The following is an 18,616-nucleotide window of genomic DNA, read 5'->3' on the forward strand; positions in this document are numbered from 1 at the left end:
CCCCTCTTGCCCTTGCTCTCCTGCTTCTCCTACTCCTCGGCGAGCTCCGCCACGCCCGTCACCCGGTGCAGGGGATAGGTGCGCACCTCGTCGGCCGTGTGGTCGTACGCCGTGACGAAGCCGCCCTCCACGCGGATCGGGGCGATGACGCGCTGGCTGGCGGTGCCCTCGGCGTTGACGTAGCCGATCCAGAGGGTGTCGCCGGTGAGGACGGCGGCCTGCATGGTGGCGAGGGTCTCGGCGGGGGTGGTGCGCGGGAGCTCGCCGCCGCTGACGGGGGCACCGGCGGGCTTGCGCGGGGCGGTGGCGGCCAGGTCGCCGGCGCGGATCGCGCGGATCGCGGCCGACAGGAGGGTGGAGTCCGGTGCCGGCGGGCCGTCCGGGACCGGTTCCGGGGCCGTGCGCGGCGGGGTGCGGTGGGCGTGGGCGCGGGTGATCAGGACGTCGCCCTCGGCGGACTCGGCCGCGGGGGCGTAGCCCATCGCGCGCAGTCCTTCGAGGAGCGTGCCGGGGTCGGCCTGGGTGGCCAGCACCGTCGGGGCCAGGCGGCGCAGGCGGAGGGCGGCGGCGCGCTTGTCGGCCATGATCTCGCCCAGGACCGTGTCGTCGTCGCAGCGGACATAGGCCGAGGCCGCCCCCACCCGCAGATGGCCGTGCTTGCGGGCCACGTCGTCGACCAGGTAGGCGAGCGGCTGCGGGACCGGGGTACGGGAGTGCGTGGTGAGGAAGGCGTGCAGGTCGGCGGCGGTGCGTCCGGCGTCCAGGGCGCGGCGGACCGAGGCCGGCGTGAAGCGGTAGACCGTGGCGCCGCCCTTCGACTCGACGTCGGCCAGCACGCCCAGCGCGTCCGCCAGCGGGCGCCGCAGCGGGCCCGGGGCGACCGCCGTCAGGTCGGCCTGCAGAAGAACGTGGTCGAGGGGCTCGGGCAGGAGCGGGGCGAGGAGCCGGCCCGCGTTCGCGGTGGCGGTGGCCTGCTCGGGCGGCGAGAGGGGTTCGAGGACGGGGACGGGATGGGGGTGATGGTGCACGGGGAGCTTGTCACCGGGGCCGCCGGGCTGCGCGGGCGCCTTCTCCGCCGCCGGTGCGCCGAGGAGCGCTCTGCCGTGTGCCGACAGCGCCCCGCGTCCGGTCACGCCGAGCAGCTCGGCCTCCGTCAGGGTCCAGCGGGCCAGCCGGCCGCGCAGGTCGTCGTCCCTCTGCTGGGGGCCGCGCAGCGGGCGTTCCCAGCGCAGCCGGGCCAGCACCGACTCGGCGGCCGGGGCGGTGCCCTCCGGGAGCGCGGCGAGCAGGGTCAGCACCCGGTGCCGTACCTCCGGCGCGGCCGAGCGGTCGAGTCCGGGGCCGAGCGCCGACAGGGCGCGGTCCTTGGCGTCCCGGCCGCCGACCAGGCCGGAGGTGCGGGTCGCGGTGAGCCAGGCCTCCGCCAGCAGGGCCCAGCGCTCGGCGGGCGGGCGGTCCAGCCACTCGTCGTAGGCGGGGGTGGCCGCGTAGCGTTCGTCGGCCTCGCCGTCGGAGGCGAGCAGCCCGGCCGCGTAGGCCAGCTCGACCCAGAAGGCGGCGATGGGCTCGGGCACGTCCAGGGCCACGGCCGTCCGCTTCAGGTCCCGGACGCTGAGTCCGCCGGCCCGCAGCACGGCCGGGCCGCCCTCGTCCCAGTCCTTCAGCAGCTCCTCGACGGTCGCCAGCGCGGTGTACGCCTGCCCGGCCGCCGTGGCGTCCACAACCTGTGGACGGTGGGTGGCCGTCGGCTCGACGGCGGGGGGCGCGGGCTCCGGCTCGCGGTGGGCGCGGCCCTCGCGCAGATGCAGGGCGACCTCTCGGGGCAGCACCACCGTGCCCGGCGCGGTCGGCAGCAGCAGGCCGCGGTCCAGGAGCCAGCGCAGATGGGCGGCCGGTTCCGGGGTGACCTGGCCGTACGGCGGCCCCCACACCAGCCGGCCCAGGACCTCGCGGGATTCTGCGGGTGCGGCGGCGAGCAGCTTGGCCATCTTCTTCCGGTGGCCGAACAGCTTGCCGAGCGCGTCCACGGCCGACACCGAGTCATGCGTCGAGGGCAGCCCGGCCGCGGCAACGATCTCCTGGATCCGGCCCGGCGACATCCCCGAGGTCGCCTCCCGCACGGTCGGGCCGAGCCCGGTCGGGGACGGGTACTGCGGGGACGGCGCGAGCACCTCGCGCGCGGTCCGCACCAGCCGCAGCCGGTCGTCGTCGCCCCACACCAGCGCCTGGTCGCGGAGCGCGCCGAGGGCACGCGGCAGGGCCGCGGCGACCACCTGGTCCCCGGCGTCACCGGCCATCAGCCCCAGCAGTTCCCGGTACGGCGCCGGGTCGCCCGCCACGGCCAGCGCCTCCGCGGCCTGCAGAGCGAACCGGTCCAGGCGTTCCAGGGCGCGCAGCACCGAGGCGCGGGTACCGGCCCGGGTGGCCAGCTGGGTGAGGTCGGTGGGGACGGGGGTGATGAGGTCGGGGCGGGCGCGCAGCAGTACGGCCAGGGAGGCGTCGTCTCTGGCGCGAAGCGCCTCCGCGAGGGAGCGCGGCGGAGTGGCCGGGTTGCTCATCCGACCCACGGTAGCGGGTGCGGGGCGGAGACCGGGATCACCCGGGTTCGGCAACCGCCCCGGCTCGCAACGCGCTGCCGGTCGGTGCGCGGGCCGACGTGAACGGCGGGCTGCGCTAACGTCGTCGGGACGGGGTATTGAACGCAGCGGCCCCGGAGGGGACTTCGTGGGTATCGAGAGCGATCAGGTCGTCTACGAGTATCTGAGCCGCGTCGGGGACATCGCGCACCAGCGCCAGCTGTCGTCGGCCGACCGGATGCGCCTGGTCTCCGGGCTGCGCAACGAGATCGACCGGCACCGGGCGAAGACGACCGTCGACAGCCCCGCCGCCGTACGGCGCATCCTGGACCGGCTGGGCACGCCCGACGAGGTGGTGGAGGCGGCGGGGGGTACGACGGACACCGTCCCGCAGCCGCCGGCCGCGGTCCCCGTCCAACGGGAGGCGGGGAGACCGGCCGCACCGCCCGCCGAAGATCTGCGCGACGTCGTACCGAGCCCCCGGTACGGCGAGTCCGACGGCGGCGGTCCGGGGCAGCCCGACTGGTGGCGGGTGGACAGCAGCCCGTTCGGGGACGGCGACGGTGTGCCCGGGTTCGTGGGCGGGGTGGAGATCCCCGAACTGCTCAGGAAACCGCGGCTCCGGAAGGAGGCCGAGCCCGCGGCGGCGGAAGAGGCCGCGGCTCCCAAGGCTCCGGAGGCCGAGGTCGCCCCGCGTCGCAGGGTCCGTCTCCTTCCCCGCGCCGGCGCCGGCGCGGGCGCCGGCTGGAGCAACCCGTTGCTGCTGCTCGCCGCGGCCGCGCTGGTCGTGGGCGCGGTGCTGGGCAACTGGTTCGCGTTGTTGCTCGGCTGGCTGACCGCGTACGGCTCCCGACGGCTCACCCCGACGGAGACCAAGCTGGCGGTGATGTGGGTACCGGGGCTGTCCGTCGCGGCCGGGGTGGTCTGGCTGTGGGGGCGGAGCGACGGGCGGTGGGGCGCGCCGATCGCGCAGGGGCAGATGAGCGGTGCGGTGGGGGAGACGTGGCCGTGGGTGGTACGGGGGGCGGCGGTGGCGTCGGCGCTCTATCTGGTGTGGCGGTCGCAGAGGACGCGGTAGGGGACTCCAGCTCTCACCCCCGACCTCAGCGTTCCCCCGGCCCCAGCCTTCCCTTGGCCTCAGCTCTCACCCTCGGCCCCAGCTCTCTCCCCCTCCCCGACCCCAGCCCCAGCCCCCGGCCCAGTGCCCGCAGGGACCGGCACAATGGCGCATATGACTGATCACGCCCTGACCGTCGGTTTCGATCTCGACATGACCCTCATCGACTCGCGGCCCGGTATCCATGCCGCCTACACGGCGCTCGCCGAGCGGACCGGGACGTACATCGACGCCGATCTGGCGATCACCCGGCTGGGGCCGCCGCTCGCGGAGGAGCTGGTCCACTGGTTCCCGGCCGAGCGGATCGCGGAGATCAGTGATCTGTATCGGGCCATGTATCCGGAGATCGCCATTGCCGCCACTCCTGCCATGCCCGGGGCGCGGGAGGCCATCGCCGCCGTGCGGGACGCCGGGGGCAAGACGGTCGTGGTCACCGCCAAGTACGAGCCCAACGCCAAGCTGCACCTCAGCCACCTCGGCATAGTCCCCGACGCCGTCGTCGGGGATCTGTGGGCCGAGCAGAAGGCGGAGGCGCTGCGCGAGCACGGCGCGGGCGTGTACGTCGGCGACCATGTCGGGGACGTACGTGGGGCGCGTAAGGCGGGAGCCCTGTCCGTGGCCGTGGCCACCGGGCCGTGCGATGCCGATGAGCTGCGTGCGGCGGGCGCCGATGTGGTCCTCGCGGACCTCACCGAGCTGCCCGCCTGGCTCGCCGCCTACCGCGAGGACGCCTCCCGGGCCTGACGGCGTCCCGCCGCGATCGACTGGAGCACGCCGGCGCCGGCGACGAGGAAGCCGACGCCCATGAGCATGCTCAGCAGGTACATGTAGGTCGGAAAAGGCTTCGCACCGAGGAACAGCGGTATCACGGTGACGAGTGTGGCCACCGTACCGATGAAGAAGACCACGGCACCGGCGCGGATCAGTCGGTCACCGGGCCCGGCGGAATTCGCTTGGGTTTTGTCACGCACTCGACCAGGGTAGTTCCCTGCCCGAAGGAACAACCGGGCGACGTCTTGTCACGCGCCCGAAGACCATTAGCCTTGGTACCGGCGGGTCATGGTCGACCCGCCCGAGTGCTATCAAGGCCCGTTCCAGAGCTGTTGCATTCAGAAGTTTTCCGAGCAGTTTCCGACGAGATACGAGGACGAGGACAGACGTGCCTACCGGCAAGGTCAAGTGGTTCAACAGTGAGAAGGGCTTCGGCTTTCTCTCCCGCGACGACGGCGGTGACGTCTTCGTCCATTCCTCGGTTCTCCCCGACGGGGTCGACGCACTCAAGCCGGGTCAGCGCGTGGAGTTCGGCGTCGTCGCCGGTCAGCGCGGTGACCAGGCGCTGTCGGTGGTCCTTCTCGACCCCACTCCGTCGGTCGCCGCCGCCCAGCGCAAGAAGCCGGACGAACTGGCCTCCATCGTGCAGGACCTGACGACCCTGCTGGAAAACATCACGCCGATGCTGGAGCGCGGCCGCTACCCCGAGAAGACCGCCGGCAAGAAGATCGCCGGGCTGCTGCGAGCGGTCGCGGACCAGCTCGACGTGTAAATCCTTTATGGGAAATCCAGTGCGTGCGGGCCGAGGGGCGGAACGAGTCCCTCGGCCGCCGCGCGTGTGAGCAGTCCGCGTACCGCGGCGTAGCCGTCCTCGCCGAGTTCCGAGGTGAACTCGTTGACGTAGAGCCCGATGTGCTGGTCGGCGACGGCCGGGTCCATCTCCTGGGCGTGCGTCATGACATACGGCCGGGAGGCCTCGGGGTCGTCCCAGGCCGCGTGGACGGACGTACGGATCGAGTCGGCGAGCCGGGTGAGTGTCTCCGTGCCGAGCGAGCGCTTGGCGATGATCGCGCCGAGCGGGATCGGCAGGCCCGTCGTGTCCTCCCAGTGCTCGCCCATGTCGGCGAGCTTGTGCAGGCCGTAGTTCTGGTAGGTGAAGCGTGCCTCGTGGATCACGAGCCCCGCGTCGACCTTCCCGTCCCGTACGGCCGGCATGATCTCGTGGAAGGGCATGACCACGATCTCGCCCACGCCACCGGGAATCGTGTCCGCGGCCCAGAGGCGGAACAGCAGGTACGCCGTCGACCTCTCGCTCGGTACGGCGACCGTACGGCCGGTGAGGTCCGTCCCGGCCTCCCGGGTCAGCACCAGCGGCCCGCAGCCCCGGCCCAGCGCGCCCCCGCAGGGCAGCAGTGCGTACTCGTCGAGGACGTACGGCAGCACGGCGTACGACACCTTCAGCGCGTCCGACTCGCCGCGCTCGGCCATGCCGTTGGTGATGTCGATGTCCGCGAAGGTCACGTCCAGTGCGGGCGCGCCCGGGACCCGGCCGTGGGCGAGGGCGTCGAAGACGAAGGTGTCGTTGGGGCAGGGCGAGTACGCGATACGCAGAGGGTCACTGGTCATGTGGGTTCCAACTCTCCAGGACGGGCGCGAGCTTCCCGAAGGCCTCGGTCAGGGCGGCCAGCGCGTCGCCGATGCGCCAGGCGGCGCGGTCGCGGGGGCCGACGGGATTGGAGACCGCGCGTATCTCCAGCACGGGCACCCCGTGCGCGGCGGCCGCCTCGGCCACCCCGAAGCCCTCCATGGCCTCGGCGAGGGCGTGCGGATGCCGGGCGCGCAGCTCGGCGGCGCGGGCGGCGGTTCCGGTCACCGTGGAGACGGTGAGTACTCCTCCGGAGTGAGCACCGGCCGCTTGGGCGGTCGCTCGTACGAGCGAATCCGGCGGACGGTGACTGACGGTCCCGAAGCCCAGCTCGGTGACCGGCACGAACCCGTCGGCCGTCTCGGCACCCAGGTCGGCCGCGGTGATCTCGTCGGCGACGACCAGGGAGCCGACCGGGGCCTCCGGCTGGAAACCGCCGGCGATCCCGGCGGAGACGACCAGCGTGTAGGGGCGGCCGTCCAGGGCGGCGGCCGTGAGCGCGGTCGCGGTGCCGGCGGCGGCCAGGGCCGGGCCGACCCCGGCGGCGAGGAGGTCGTACCCCCCGCGAGTGCGCAGCAGGGTCGCCGCCGGTAGCGGCACCTCGGCCGCGTCGCCGAACGCCCGTGCCACCGCGTCCCGTTCGGCCGGGACCGCGGTGGCTACCAGGATGCGTACGGCGGACGTGGTCAGGCGTCCTTCTTGAGCTTGAACGACCACAGGCCCAGCACCGACTTGTCGCCCTCCTTGATGGAGACGAGGGTCTGGTTGCCGGAGGCGCCGTACTGGGCGTTGAAGAACACGCTGCCCGGGATGGTGCGGTAGGTCTTGGTGCTGGAGTCGGTGAGCGGCTGACCGTTCATCAGGATCGTCCAGCCGTTGTCCGCGATCTTCGGGTCGACGCCGAAGCGGACGGTGTCGTCCGGGTCCACCTTGATGGACTTGATCCCGGTGTCCTTCAGGCAGCTGGTGAGGGAGGCCGTGTCCAGGGCCTTGCCGTCGTTGTAGCAGGTGGCTTCGGAGTTGACCGAGTTCGTGCCGACGGTGATCGTGGCGATCGGGGTCGGCTTGTCACAGGCCGACAGAACGAGCAGTCCGGCGGAAACGGCGCCGGCGGCGGCGACGACGCGGCGGCGTCGCGAGCGGGAGTGCAGCGTGGTCATGGCCGAAGGCTATCGGGCGCTCTCGGCCGTCTCCCCATGTGGGGTACGGCGTGCCCGGTTCGTTACGCCACTCGCGGGCGCGTTCGGGTGCCGTGCCGGGCGGAGGCCAGCAGACCGCGCAGGGTGGTCAGCCAGCCGGCAGCCACGATCGCGGCGGCCACCACCAGGCCCAGGGTGCCGTTCAGCGGCATCACGATGCCCACCGCGCCGCCGAACACCCAGGCCACCTGGAGCAGCGTCTCCGAGCGCGCGAACGCCGATGTGCGCACCAGCTCCGGCACGTCCCGCTGGATCAGCGCGTCCAGGCAGAGCTTGGCCAGCGCCTGCGCGAAACCGGCCACGGCGGCGAGGACGGCCACCAGGAACGCGCCGAAGAACAGGGCCGCGACGATCGCCGTACCCAGCACCACGGCGACCACCGTCACGATGATGATCTCCGGGGCGCGGGAGCGAAGCCAGGACCCCACCGCCGTACCGAGGGCGTTGCCCGCGCCCGCCGCGACGCCCACGATCCCCAGCGACACCGCCGCGCTCTCACCGGTCAGCGGGTGCTCCCGGAGCAGGAACGCCAGGAAGAAGATCAGGAAGCCGGAGAGGCAGCGCAGGGCCGCGTTGGCGCCGAGCGCGTGGGTGACGGCGGGTCCGACGGTCCGCAGCCCCGGCCGCTTCGCCTCCTTCGCCTGCTTCCGGAGCGGGCCGTGCAGATGTTCCTCGTCGGCGGCGAGCAGCGCCACGTCCTCGCCCTTGGCGGAGTCGACCTTCGGGGGCAGGGAGAAGGAGAGAAAGGTTCCGGCGACGAAGATCACGAAGGCGCCGTAGAGCGGCCAGGGGTCGCCGATGGCATGCAGCCCGGCCCCGATCGGGGCGGCCACACCGGTGGCGAGCAGCCCGGCGAGGGTGACCCGGGAGTTGGCCTTCACCAGCGAGAACCGGGGCGGCAGGAGGCGGGGCACGACGGCACTGCGCACCACCCCGTACGCCTTGGACGCGACCAGCACGCCGAGCGCGGCCGGATACAGCTCCAGGCCGCCGCCGGCCACCGCCCCGGAGACCACCAGCGCGAGCAGCGCCCGGGCGAGCATGGAGGCGGCCATCGCGGCGCGGCGGCCGTGCGGGAGGCGGTCGAGAAGGGGGCCGATGACGGGGGCGAGGACGGTGAAGGGCGCCATGGTGATGGCGAGGTAGAGCGCGACGCGCCCCCGGGCCTCGTCGGTGGGTACGGAGAAGAACACGGTCGAGGCGAGCGCGACGGTGATCATCACGTCACCCGCGCCGTTGACCGCGTGCAGCTCGATCAGCTTGCCGAGGCCGGACTCACCGGCGCCGTGCGCGTGCGTGGCCTTGCGGATACCCCGGGCGGTTCCGGTCACCGGGAGGTGCAGGGCACGCCCGACGGAGCGGGCGGCACCGCGCATCCGGCCCGCACCGCTACCGACCCCGACGGCACGTTGGGGTGACCTCGCGGTTGCCACGTGCTTCATAGTGCCCTGAGTATGCGGCCCCCAGTGCACTTTGTGGCCAAGCGAGTCCGAGCACCCCGTGAGACGCTCTCGCTCGTAGCGCCCCGTCAGGGGCGCGGGGAACTGCGCGCCCAGCCCTCACTCACCCGCAGCCCGCGACGATGCAGTCCCCCCTCCCCGCACCGCCTTCGACCCAGGGCCGCCGCCCAGGCACCGCGCCGGACTGTCCCCCACCACCGGCGACGGGGTAGCGTGCCTATCTCAGCCATACATAACGCACAATGGATGGCAGAGGTGCGCCCGAGCGCGATCGGACGCGGACGTCGATGCGGCCCACAGGTCCGCTCCGTCCGCCCCACCGCCGGAGGCAGCCGCACTCGTGAGACGGCGTAGGAGAGAAGCGATACCTGTGAGCGCAGCGACAACGCGAAGCCGCACCCCCGACCGTCTGTGCGCCGAGGCGGTCGACCTCGCCCGCGCCGCCGCCGAGGAGGCCGCAGCACCCGGAGTGGTGGGCGAGCACGCCGGCGTGGTGGCGGAGGGCGATCGCGTCGTCACGCACTTCTTCGCCTGCAAGGAACTCGGCTACCGCGGCTGGCGCTGGGCGGTGACGGTGGCCCGCGCCTCCCGCGCCAAGGTCGTCACGCTGGACGAGGTGGTCCTCCTCCCCGGCTCTGACGCCCTCCTCGCCCCCGAGTGGGTGCCGTGGAGCGAGCGGCTGCGCCCCGGCGACATGGGCCCCGGCGACCTGCTGCCCACCGAGGCCGAGGACCTCCGTCTGGAACCCGGCTACAGCGGCGAGGACGAGCCGGCCGCGGACTCCCCGGTCTCGGCGGAGATGGAGGAGCTGGCGGAGGCGGAGGACGCCGAGGTCACCGCGGGCACCCCCGCCCATCTCCCCACGGTCCCCACCCGGGGCACGATCGCCTCGGTCGCCGAGGAACTCGGCATGCGCCGCGCCCGGGTTCTGTCCCGCTACGGCCTGCACACCGCCGCCGACCGCTGGGAGGAGGCGTTCGGTGCCAAGACCCCCATGGCCCAGGCGGCCCCCGCGACCTGCGTCAGCTGCGGCTTCCTGAGCCCCATCGGCGGCTCCCTCGGCCAGGCCTTCGGCGTCTGCGCCAACGAGTTCTCGCCGGCCGACGGCCGGGTGGTCTCCCTCTCCTACGGCTGCGGCGGCCACTCGGAGGCCGCGGTCATGCCGAAGCCTCCGGTGGTGGCGCCCCCGGTGATCGACGAGACCCGCGTCGATCCCTTCCCGCTCCGGCCCGCCGCGGACTCCGGTTCGGTCCCGGCGGCCTCGGACGAGGAGACGGCGGAGCTGGGGCACTCCTAGCCGACGCCGCTTCACCACGGGCCGCCCGCGAGGTGCGGGAGGCCTGCGGTGGCGTTTCTCCGGTGTGTCTTTCTCCTTGTGGTCCTCCGGGGCTTTCTCCTCGCGTGTCCTTCGGTTCGGGATTGACGGCCCGCGGGCCGTGGCCCATGAGCCCGAGGCCCGCGTTCCCGGACGCCGGGCGCGCCCCGTCCGGGTGAGCCGGGGCCGGTGTGCGGGGTGGCTCGGCCTCTTCACCCTGACCCGTCGAGCGGCCGGGCGGCACGGTCGCCACCACCCACAGGCTCCCGGCCAAGGTCGGCGGCCTCCAGCAGAAGACCCCCCGGTGAGGCGGTACCTTCGTGCTCACGTCGACGAGGAGAGTGAACGTGAGCAAGTTCGTGCGGCCCGCCGCCGAGGGCGCCGACCCCTTCGGCACCGCCCGCCTGCGCCGCGGTGTCCTCGACGCCTGGGCCACCAGCCCCGCCCGCTTCCGTGAGGACGCCAACGCCGAGGAGGACCTGGTCCTCGGGGGGTACCGGGACCGGCTCGTCGTGGAGCTCGCGCAGAACGCGGCCGACGCGGCGGCGAGGGCCGGCGTCCCGGGCCGGTTCCGGCTCACCCTCCGCGACGGCGTCCTGTTCGCCGCCAACACCGGCGCCCCGCTGGACGCGGCCGGCGTCGAGTCCCTCTCCACCCTGCGCGCCTCCGCCAAGCGGGGGGACGACGAGGGGGCGGTGGGGCGGTTCGGTGTCGGCTTCGCCGCCGTGCTGGCGGTGACGGACGAGCCCGCGGTCGTGGGACGGCACGGCGGGGTCCGCTGGTCCCTGCCCGAGGCCCGGGAACTGGCCGAGGAGACCGCCCGTAACAGCCCCGGGCTCGGCGACGAGATCCGCCGCCGGGACGGCCATGTGCCGCTGCTCCGGCTCCCGTTCGCGGCCGAGGGCACCGCCCCGGACCCGTACGACACGGTCGTGATCCTGCCGCTGCGGGACACGGCGGCCACCGACCTCGCCGAGCGTCTCCTCGACGCCGTGGACGACGCCCTCCTGCTCGCCCTGCCGGGTCTGGAGGAGGTCGTGATCGAGACGGCCGACGCCACCCGCACCCTGCGCCGCCGCGCCGACGGCGCGCTCACCGTCGTGGAGGACTCCCAGGAGGGCACGACCCTCTGGCGTACCGTCTCCGCGCACGGGCCGCTCACCCCCGACCTGCTCGCCGACCGCCCGGTCGAGGAGCGGCTGCGCCCGCACTGGTCGCTGACCTGGGCCGTGCCCACGGACTCGGCGGGCGCCCCCGACCGGCCGCGCACCGCCGCCGTCGTGCACGCCCCCACCCCCAGCGACGAGCCCCTTGGCGTCCCCGCCCTCCTCATCGCCTCCTTCCCCCTCGACACCACCCGCCGGCACGCGGCCCCCGGCCCGCTCACCGACTTCCTGGTGCAGCGCGCGGCCGACGCGTACGCCGAACTCCTCGCCGACTGGCGGCCGGTGGGGGAGGGGATCATCCACCTCGTGCCCGGCCCGCTCGGCAAGGGCGAACTGGACGGCGCGCTGCGCCAGGCGATCCTGGAGCGGCTGCCGCGCACCGCGTTCCTGCCGCCCGCCGTCGACGCGGCCGACGACTCCGACCTTCCCGAGGCACTGCGTCCGCGCGATGCCGAGATCGTCGAAGGGGCGGGGGCCGACACGGTCCGCGTCCTCGCCGAGGTCCTTCCGACCCTCCTGCCCGCCGGGCTGGAACGCCGCGTCGAGCTGCGCACGCTGTCCGTCGCCCGGCTCCCGCTCGCCGACGCCGTCGACCGGCTGGCCGGACTGGAGAAGGACCCGGACTGGTGGTGGCGGCTCTACGACAGCCTCGCGGGCGTCGACCCGGAACGGCTGTCCGGACTGCCGGTGCCGCTGGCGGACGGCCGTACGACCATCGGGCCCCGCCAGGTCCTCCTGCCCACCCCCGACGCGACCGTCATCGACCCCGAGGTCCTGGCCCGGCTCGGCCTCAAGGTCGCCCACGAGGACGTCGCCCACCCCCTTCTGGAGAAGCTCGGTGCTCTCCCCGCGTCCCCGCGCGCGGTGCTCACCACCCCGCAGGTGCGGGCCGCCGTGGCGGCCTCGCTCGACGACGAGGGGGGCGTGAACTGGGAGGAGGAAGCCCCGGACGCCGAGGAGTTGGCGGACACGGTGCTGGCGCTGGTCCGGGACGCCGGCCTTGAACCCGGTGACGAGCCCTGGCTGGGCGCCCTCGCCCTGCCAGACGAGGACGGCGAGCTGGCCCCTGCGGGTGAACTGGTCCTGCCCGGCAGCGCGTTCGCCCGGGTGATCAGAGAGGACGAACTGGCTTCCGTGGCCGCCGACCTGGCGGAGAAGTGGGGTGAGCAGCCGCTGGCCGCCTGCGGTGTGCTCGCCAACTTCGCGCTCGTCCGCGCCACCGACGTCGTGCTGGACCCGGACGAACTGGAGCCGCGCGAGGGCGACTTCGCCGAACCCGACGACGCGGGCCTGCTCGACGCCGTCGACGTCTGGTGCGAGGACATCCTCGACCGCTTCCCGGACACGCCCGTGCCGCCGGTCGCCACCGAGCTGATCGCCGTCCGCGACCTCGACCTGGTCGACGAGGACCGCTGGCCGGAGGCGCTCGCCCTCCTCGCCCAGCCCCCGCTCCGTGACGCCCTCACCCAGCCGGTCCGCATCCTGCTGCCGGACGGCACCCATGAGGTCGTACGGCCGTACACCGCCTGGTGGCTGCGCGGCCATCCGGTTCTCGACGGCCGCCGACCCGCCGGACTGCTGGCCGCCGGCGGCGACCCGTTGCTGCGCGGTCTCTACGAGGAGGCCGACGCGACCGGCTTCGAGGACGAGCAGGTGCTGCGGGCGCTGGGCGTACGGACCTCGGTGGCGGCGCTCCTCGACGAGCCCGGCGGTGCCGCCGAGCTCCTGGACCGCCTCGCCGACCCGGACCGCCCGGTCACCTCCGGTCAACTGCACGCCCTGTACGGAGCCTTGGCCGACCTCGACCCCGAACAGGTCACGCTTCCCGACGACGTGCGGGCCGTGGTCGACGGCCGGGTCGAGGTCGTGGACGCGGCGGACGCGGTGGTCGTGGACTCGCCGGACCTGCTGCCGTTCACGACCGGTGTGCCGTTGCTGCCCGTACGGCCGTTCCGGGCCGCGGAGTTGGCCGAGCTGTTCCAGGTGCGGCGGCTGAGCGAGTCCGTGACGGGTTCGGTCGACTCGGAGGGCGCGGAACACGACGTCCCCGAGTCGGTGCACGTCCTGCTCGGCCCGCGCACCCCGGAGACGTACGTCGAGCACGAGGAACTGGTGGTCGACGGCGTCGAGATCGACTGGCGGCTCACCGGGGACGGCGTCCTGCACGCGGCGACCCTGGAGGGCGTGGCCGCCGGTCTCGCCTGGGCCGCGGGCCAGTGGCCGCGCCGCTTCGAGGTGGCCGCGCTGCTGGAGGACCCGTCGAGGACGGAGGAGCTGGCGCGGGACCGCTGGTTCGACTGAACTTCACGGATCGCACACAACGTCCAGACGGCGTACAACCGTTCCCCTGCTCCCGAGGTCTGATCACACGAGCCACAAGGCTCACCGATCACTTCCATGCAGGGGAACGCATGCGTATACGTGCCACTGTGGCCGCCGTCTCCGGCGCCCTGGCTCTCTCCGCTTTCGCCATGCCGGCCGCGCAGGCCGCCGGCGGCTCCTCGTACACCCCCGCCGACCTGGCGAAGTTCGCCTCCGTCGCGCAGCATGCCGCGTCCGGCCGGTCCGCGTACACCGCGTCGACCGCCGCTGACACCGGCACGCCGTACACGCTGGACCTGTCCTTCTCCAACGTGAAGATCAACAAGGGCAAGCCGATTGCGGCGGGCATCGGCGGCCATGTGTCGGTGCCGGTGACCTTCTCGGTGAAGCACGCCGCGGACGTGAACATCCACGCGGACGACTTCATTCTGGCCGTCGACCTCTACCGCGGCTCCTACGACGACCCGAGCGGGATCCTCGTCGGCGAGGACCTGCCGACCTGCACGGACACCTCGACCACCACCGCCGACTGCAAGGGCACCATCGACATCTACCCGGGCGATGAGCTGTCGAACGCCGACGCCACCACCTGGAAGGCGGAGGGAGGCGCGCTCGCCCTCAACGGCCAGGACCCGACCGACCCCAACGTCGACCTGAGCAAGATCGGTTTCGTCGACTACCCGTCCCTGACCACCGTCAAGCTCCAGCGCGTGTCCAGGCTGACGGTCAACGCGGCCCCCGAGCCGGTCAAGAAGGGCAGGACCGTCACGGTCACCGGCAAGCTGACCCGCGCCAACTGGGACACCAGCACGTACACGGGCTACGCCAACCAGTCCGTGAAGCTCCAGTTCCGCAAGAAGGGCTCCAGCACCTACACCACGCTGAAGACCATCAAGACGTCCTCGACGGGCACCCTGAAGACCACGACCAAGGCGACGGTGGACGGTTACTACCGCTACTCCTTCGCGGGCACGTCCACGACCCCGGCGGTCAACGCCACGGGTGACTACGTCGACGTGAAGTAGCAGGCACAGCGGGTAGCCGCAAGGCCATGGAGGCGTAATCCGGTCGCAAAGGATTCAAAATCTGGCCGGATTACGCCTCACTCGTACAACCACTTGCACTGCTCATGGATCTGATCGCGTGAGTCAACAGACTCCCTGATCACTTGGGCCCCGCGCCCACTGTTCTCCACCTGGGGAATCCATGCGTATTCGTGCCACTGTGGCCGCCGTCTCCGGCGCCCTGGCCCTCTCCGCCCTCGCAGTCCCGGCCGCCCAGGCCGTAGGTAACTCGGGCACGCCGTACACGCTGAACGCCAGCTTCTCGAACCTGTCCATCACCAAGGCGATCAAGGTCGGCACCAGCGCCGCGGTCAGCGTCAAGTACACGTACAAGCTGACCCACGGCGCCGACGTGAACATCGCCGCGAAGGACTTCTACACGGACGCCATCCTCTACCACGGCTCCTACAGCGACTCGGCCCCCGAGCTGTACGGCGACGCCGACTCCGCGACCTGCACCGCCACCTCCTCGACCACCGCCAACTGCACGGGTTACATCAACATCCACCCGGCCGACGGTGACCTGGAGAGCGCCTGGGCCGGCAGCTGGAGCGTGGCCGCCGAGGCCGTCGCCTTCAACGGCCAGAGCCTTTCCAACCCCGACCTGAGCAAGGTCGGCTACAAGGACCAGAGCGGCCTCGCCACCACCCTGGTCCAGCGCGCGTCCAAGCTGACGGCCGACGCCACCCCCGAGCCGGTCAAGAAGGGCAGGACCATCACGGTCACCGGCTCGCTGACCCGCGCCAACTGGGACACCCACAAGTACTCGGGCTACGGCAGCCAGTCCGTCAAGCTGCAGTTCCGCAAGAAGGGCTCCAGCACCTACACCACGCTGAAGACCATCAAGACGTCCTCGACGGGCGCGCTGAAGACCACGACGACCGCGACGGTGGACGGCTACTACCGCTACTCCTTCGCCGGCACCTCCACGACCCCGGCGGTCAGCGCCACGGGCGACTACGTCGACGTGCAGTAAGCCCCTTTAGGGGCGCGGGGAACTGCGCGATCAGCCCCCACCGGGCCGCGCAGTTCCCACTACCGCATCACCACCGCATCACACCGGAAATCTCCGCTCCACCCACTTCCAGAGAACCTCCAGCACAGCCGACGCCACCACGGCCACGCCGACGGCAGTCCACGGCATCGCCACCCCCACCAGCTTCAGCGCGAAGAAGCTCTGCAGCGCGGGCACCGCCAGCACGAACACGAACGCCACGCCCATCGACGCGACCAGGACCACCCGCCACCAGGTGTACGGGCGGGCGATGATCGCCAGGATCCACATCGAGACCAGGAACAGGGTCAGGGTCGCCGCGCTGGTCTCCGCGTCCAACGATCCTGTTCCCGCGTAGTGGTGACGGGCGATCAGATACGTCACGAAGGTCGCGGCCCCGGCCACCACCCCGCCCGGGATCGAGTAGCGCATCACGCTGCGCACGAAGTGCGGTCTGGCCCGCTCCTTGTTGGGGGCGAGGGCGAGGAAGAACGCCGGGATGCCGATGGTCAGGGTCGACAGCAGCGTCAAGTGCCTGGGCAGGAACGGGTATTCCACCCGCCAGCAGACCACCAGCACCGCGAGCAGCACCGAGTAGACCGTCTTCACCAGGAACAGCGTGGCCACCCGGGTGATGTTGCCGATCACCCGGCGCCCCTCGGCGACCACCGAGGGCAGTGTGGCGAAGCTGTTGTCGAGCAGGACGATCTGGGCCACCGCCCGGGTGGCCTCGGAGCCCGAGCCCATCGAGACACCGATGTCGGCGTCCTTCAGGGCGAGTACGTCGTTCACCCCGTCCCCGGTCATCGCGACCGTGTGCCCGCGCGACTGCAGCGCCCCGACCATGTCCCGCTTCTGCTGCGGGGTGACCCGTCCGAAGACCGTGCCCTCGTCCAGCGCCTCGGCCATCTCGCCGGGCTCGGCGGGCAGCCGGCGCGCGTCCACCGTCGTACCGCTGAGGCCGAGCTTCGCGGCCACGGCACCGACCGACACCGCGTTGTCGCCGGAGATCACCTTCGCCCGGACGTCCTGCTCGGCGAAGTAGCGGAGGGTGTCGCCGGCGTCGGGGCGCAGCCGCTGCTCCAGGACCACCAGGGCGGTGGGGCGGGCGCCCTCGGCCACCTTCGTGTGGTCGAGGTCCCGGGCGGCGCGGGCGAGCAGCAGCACCCGCAGTCCCTGCTCATTGAGGCGTACGGTTTCGGCCAATGCCGGGTCGTCGGCGCCGAGGAGCACGTCCGGCGCCCCCAGCAGCCAGGTGCTCAGCTCCCCGTCGCCCTCGCTGAAGGTCGCCCCGCTGTACTTGCGGGCGGAGGAGAACGGCAGTGACTCCACGCACCGCCAGTCCACGCTGTCGGGATAGGCGTCGATGATCGCCCGGAGGGAGGCGTTGGGGCGCGGGTCGGACTCGCCGAGCGAGCCCAGCACCTTGCGTAGGTACGTCTCGTCGACCCTGTCCAGCGGCCGTAGCTCCATGACGTCCATGCCGCCCTCGGTGAGCGTGCCGGTCTTGTCGAGGCAGACGGTGTCGACGCGGGCCAGGCCCTCGATCGCGGGGAGTTCCTGGACCAGGCACTGCTGGCGGCCGAGCCGGATCACACCGATCGCGAAGGCGACGGAGGTGAGCAGCACCAGGCCCTCGGGGACCATCGGGACGATGCCGCCGACCGTGCGGGCGACGGCGTCCTTGAGGCCGTTGTTCTTCACCAGGAGCTGGGTGGCGACCAGGCCGATCGCGGCCGGGACCATCATCCAGGTCACGTACTTGAGGATGGTCGAGATGCCGGAGCGCAGCTCGGAGTGGACGAGGGTGAAGCGGGAGGCCTCCTCGGCGAGCTGGGCCGCGTAGGCCTCCCGGCCCACCTTCGTCGCCGCGAACGCGCCGCCGCCGGCCACCACGAAGGAGCCCGACATCACCTGGTCGCCGGGGTGTTTGACGACCGGGTCGGCCTCACCGGTGAGCAGCGACTCGTCGACCTCCAGCCCGTCGGCCTCGGCACACACCCCGTCCACGACGATCTTGTCGCCGGGACCGATCTCTATCAGGTCGTCGAGCACGATCTCGTTCGTGCTCACTTCGACGGCGGCCCCGTCCCGGCGCACGGTCGGCCGGGCCTCGCCGATCACCGCGAGCGAGTCCAGGGTCTGTTTCGCCCGCCACTCCTGCACGATGCCGATGCCCGTGTTGGCGAGGATCACGAACCCGAACAGGCTGTCCTGGATCGGTGCCACGAACAGCATGACCAGCCACAGCACACCGATGATCGCGTTGAACCGGGTGAAGACGTTCGCCCGCACGATCTCGCCGAGCGAGCGGCTGCTGCGCACCGGTACGTCGTTCACCTGGCCGCGTGCGATGCGCTGCGCGACTTCGGCCGACGTCAGGCCGGTTGTCCTGGCCGGCGCCGGGAGGGGTACCGGATGCACAGGGTCGAGCTCCGCGCCCGCGTCGATGTGCGTCATGCATTCGACGGTACGTGTGGATTTGGGTGTTCACCCGCTGGGTGGGCGGAAGATCCGACCAGGGGAGGAGCGATGTCGTGCGCTGGTAGTAGGGGGTGGGTCAACCGGTGCGGCGCCGTGGGGGTTGCTCGCGCAGTTCCCCGCGCCCCCGACGGGGCGCTCCCTACGAGGCGCTTGCCGCGGCCGCCCTCTTGATCGCCGCGTCCCGCTTCTTCACGTACCAGATGCCGATCAGGCCCAGGCCGGCGCCGGCCAGGCAGGTCCACACCCACCAGGCGTGGCCGTGGTCGGAGAACCAGCCGTAGAACGGGAGCTGGACCAGGAAGAGGACGAACCAGACGATCGTGCCGCCGATGATGGTCGGCACGACCGGGCCCTCCAGGGGTTCCGGTGCCTCGTGCTTGGGGGTCCACTTCGCCATGGCGCTCAGCTTACGCACCTCTGGGGTCTACGCGCGGAGATAGCGATCTAGAACTCATACGTTCATACTGAAACCGTTTGTGTCTGGCTACTTCTGCTCGTAGGAA

15 protein-coding genes are annotated in these 18,616 nt (G+C 72.4%); 7 read left to right on the forward strand and 8 right to left on the reverse strand.

Features of this window, described 5'->3' with window-relative positions; all coding sequences use genetic code 11:
- Positions 1 to 29 precede the first annotated feature (29 nt).
- Positions 30 to 2,558 carry a helicase-associated domain-containing protein gene (locus EDD90_RS30380; RefSeq protein WP_123976104.1) on the reverse strand — a complete coding sequence of 843 codons (2,529 nt, stop codon included), beginning with the start codon at positions 2,556 to 2,558 and terminating at the stop codon, positions 30 to 32.
- Between the two features lie 166 nt (positions 2,559 to 2,724).
- On the opposite strand from EDD90_RS30380, the gene EDD90_RS30385 reads away from it, so the two are divergent.
- Together EDD90_RS30385 and EDD90_RS30390 are read left to right on the forward strand one after the other, a co-directional pair.
- Positions 2,725 to 3,654, forward strand: coding sequence for a hypothetical protein (locus EDD90_RS30385; RefSeq protein ID WP_123976105.1), 930 nt, complete (start codon positions 2,725 to 2,727; stop codon positions 3,652 to 3,654).
- 144 nt (positions 3,655 to 3,798) lie between these two features.
- Positions 3,799 to 4,437 carry an HAD family hydrolase gene (locus EDD90_RS30390; protein WP_398925930.1) on the forward strand — a complete coding sequence of 213 codons (639 nt, stop codon included), beginning with the start codon at positions 3,799 to 3,801 and terminating at the stop codon, positions 4,435 to 4,437.
- Here EDD90_RS30390 and EDD90_RS30395 read toward each other — a convergent pair.
- On the reverse strand, positions 4,410 to 4,664 hold the full coding sequence (locus EDD90_RS30395; protein WP_089101874.1) for a hypothetical protein: 255 nt from the start codon (positions 4,662 to 4,664) through the stop codon (positions 4,410 to 4,412). The genes EDD90_RS30390 and EDD90_RS30395 overlap by 28 nt on opposite strands.
- Positions 4,665 to 4,852: 188 nt before the next feature.
- On the opposite strand from EDD90_RS30395, the gene EDD90_RS58640 reads away from it, so the two are divergent.
- Positions 4,853 to 5,236, forward strand: a complete 384-nt coding sequence (locus EDD90_RS58640) for a cold-shock protein (RefSeq protein ID WP_046734071.1) — start codon at positions 4,853 to 4,855, stop codon at positions 5,234 to 5,236.
- Between the two features lie 5 nt (positions 5,237 to 5,241).
- Here the strand turns inward: EDD90_RS58640 and EDD90_RS30405 are convergent, their stop codons facing one another.
- The 4 genes from EDD90_RS30405 to EDD90_RS30420 form a co-directional block, all read right to left on the reverse strand.
- Complete coding sequence (locus EDD90_RS30405) at positions 5,242 to 6,090, reverse strand: 1,4-dihydroxy-6-naphthoate synthase (protein ID WP_123976107.1); 849 nt, start codon at positions 6,088 to 6,090, stop codon at positions 5,242 to 5,244.
- Positions 6,080 to 6,826, reverse strand: a complete 747-nt coding sequence (locus tag EDD90_RS30410; protein ID WP_123976108.1) for a futalosine hydrolase — start codon at positions 6,824 to 6,826, stop codon at positions 6,080 to 6,082. The genes EDD90_RS30405 and EDD90_RS30410 overlap by 11 nt, the downstream gene beginning before the upstream one ends.
- Positions 6,796 to 7,269, reverse strand: a complete 474-nt coding sequence (locus tag EDD90_RS30415; RefSeq protein ID WP_123976109.1) for a DUF2771 domain-containing protein — start codon at positions 7,267 to 7,269, stop codon at positions 6,796 to 6,798. The genes EDD90_RS30410 and EDD90_RS30415 overlap by 31 nt, the downstream gene beginning before the upstream one ends.
- A gap of 62 nt (positions 7,270 to 7,331) precedes the next feature.
- Complete coding sequence (locus EDD90_RS30420) at positions 7,332 to 8,684, reverse strand: MFS transporter (RefSeq protein ID WP_123981831.1); 1,353 nt, start codon at positions 8,682 to 8,684, stop codon at positions 7,332 to 7,334.
- Positions 8,685 to 9,138: 454 nt separating this feature from the next.
- Here EDD90_RS30420 and EDD90_RS30425 point away from each other — a divergent pair, with 454 nt between their 5' ends.
- From EDD90_RS30425 to EDD90_RS30440, 4 genes are all read left to right on the forward strand, one after another.
- Positions 9,139 to 10,065 (forward strand): DUF3027 domain-containing protein, encoded by a 927-nt coding sequence (locus EDD90_RS30425; protein WP_123976110.1) that lies wholly within the window; start codon positions 9,139 to 9,141, stop codon positions 10,063 to 10,065.
- A gap of 365 nt (positions 10,066 to 10,430) precedes the next feature.
- Positions 10,431 to 13,550 carry a sacsin N-terminal ATP-binding-like domain-containing protein gene (locus EDD90_RS30430; protein ID WP_123976111.1) on the forward strand — a complete coding sequence of 1,040 codons (3,120 nt, stop codon included), beginning with the start codon at positions 10,431 to 10,433 and terminating at the stop codon, positions 13,548 to 13,550.
- A 110-nt stretch (positions 13,551 to 13,660) separates the two neighbouring features.
- Positions 13,661 to 14,596: a hypothetical protein gene (locus EDD90_RS30435; RefSeq protein ID WP_123976112.1), complete on the forward strand. Its 936-nt coding sequence runs from the start codon at positions 13,661 to 13,663 to the stop codon at positions 14,594 to 14,596.
- 181 nt (positions 14,597 to 14,777) lie between these two features.
- Positions 14,778 to 15,611, forward strand: a complete 834-nt coding sequence (locus EDD90_RS30440) for a hypothetical protein (protein ID WP_123976113.1) — start codon at positions 14,778 to 14,780, stop codon at positions 15,609 to 15,611.
- A gap of 78 nt (positions 15,612 to 15,689) precedes the next feature.
- Here EDD90_RS30440 and EDD90_RS30445 read toward each other — a convergent pair whose 3' ends face one another.
- Together EDD90_RS30445 and EDD90_RS30450 are read right to left on the reverse strand one after the other, a co-directional pair.
- Positions 15,690 to 18,089 (reverse strand): HAD-IC family P-type ATPase, encoded by a 2,400-nt coding sequence (locus EDD90_RS30445; protein WP_123976114.1) that lies wholly within the window; start codon positions 18,087 to 18,089, stop codon positions 15,690 to 15,692.
- Between the two features lie 163 nt (positions 18,090 to 18,252).
- Positions 18,253 to 18,510, reverse strand: a complete 258-nt coding sequence (locus EDD90_RS30450; RefSeq protein WP_123976115.1) for a DUF2530 domain-containing protein — start codon at positions 18,508 to 18,510, stop codon at positions 18,253 to 18,255.
- Positions 18,511 to 18,616: the final 106 nt, after the last annotated feature.

The sequence above is a fragment of the Streptomyces sp. Ag109_O5-1 genome, assembly GCF_003814875.1.
Taxonomy (GTDB): Bacteria; Actinomycetota; Actinomycetes; order Streptomycetales; family Streptomycetaceae; genus Streptomyces; species Streptomyces sasae.

What these genes read in the sequence shown, in the direction of transcription:
- EDD90_RS30380 (WP_123976104.1), bottom strand. Translation starts at nt 2,558, where the DNA reads ATGAGCAACCCGGCCACTCCGCCGCGCTCCCTCGCGGAGGCGCTTCGC.
- EDD90_RS30390 (WP_398925930.1), top strand. Translation starts at nt 3,799, where the DNA reads ATGGCGCATATGACTGATCACGCCCTGACCGTCGGTTTCGATCTCGAC.
- EDD90_RS30405 (WP_123976107.1), bottom strand. Translation starts at nt 6,090, where the DNA reads ATGACCAGTGACCCTCTGCGTATCGCGTACTCGCCCTGCCCCAACGAC.
- EDD90_RS30415 (WP_123976109.1), bottom strand. Translation starts at nt 7,269, where the DNA reads ATGACCACGCTGCACTCCCGCTCGCGACGCCGCCGCGTCGTCGCCGCC.
- EDD90_RS30420 (WP_123981831.1), bottom strand. Translation starts at nt 8,684, where the DNA reads ATGCGCGGTGCCGCCCGCTCCGTCGGGCGTGCCCTGCACCTCCCGGTG.
- EDD90_RS30435 (WP_123976112.1), top strand. Translation starts at nt 13,661, where the DNA reads ATGCGTATACGTGCCACTGTGGCCGCCGTCTCCGGCGCCCTGGCTCTC.
- EDD90_RS30440 (WP_123976113.1), top strand. Translation starts at nt 14,778, where the DNA reads ATGCGTATTCGTGCCACTGTGGCCGCCGTCTCCGGCGCCCTGGCCCTC.
- EDD90_RS30445 (WP_123976114.1), bottom strand. Translation starts at nt 18,089, where the DNA reads ATGACGCACATCGACGCGGGCGCGGAGCTCGACCCTGTGCATCCGGTA.
- EDD90_RS30450 (WP_123976115.1), bottom strand. Translation starts at nt 18,510, where the DNA reads ATGGCGAAGTGGACCCCCAAGCACGAGGCACCGGAACCCCTGGAGGGC.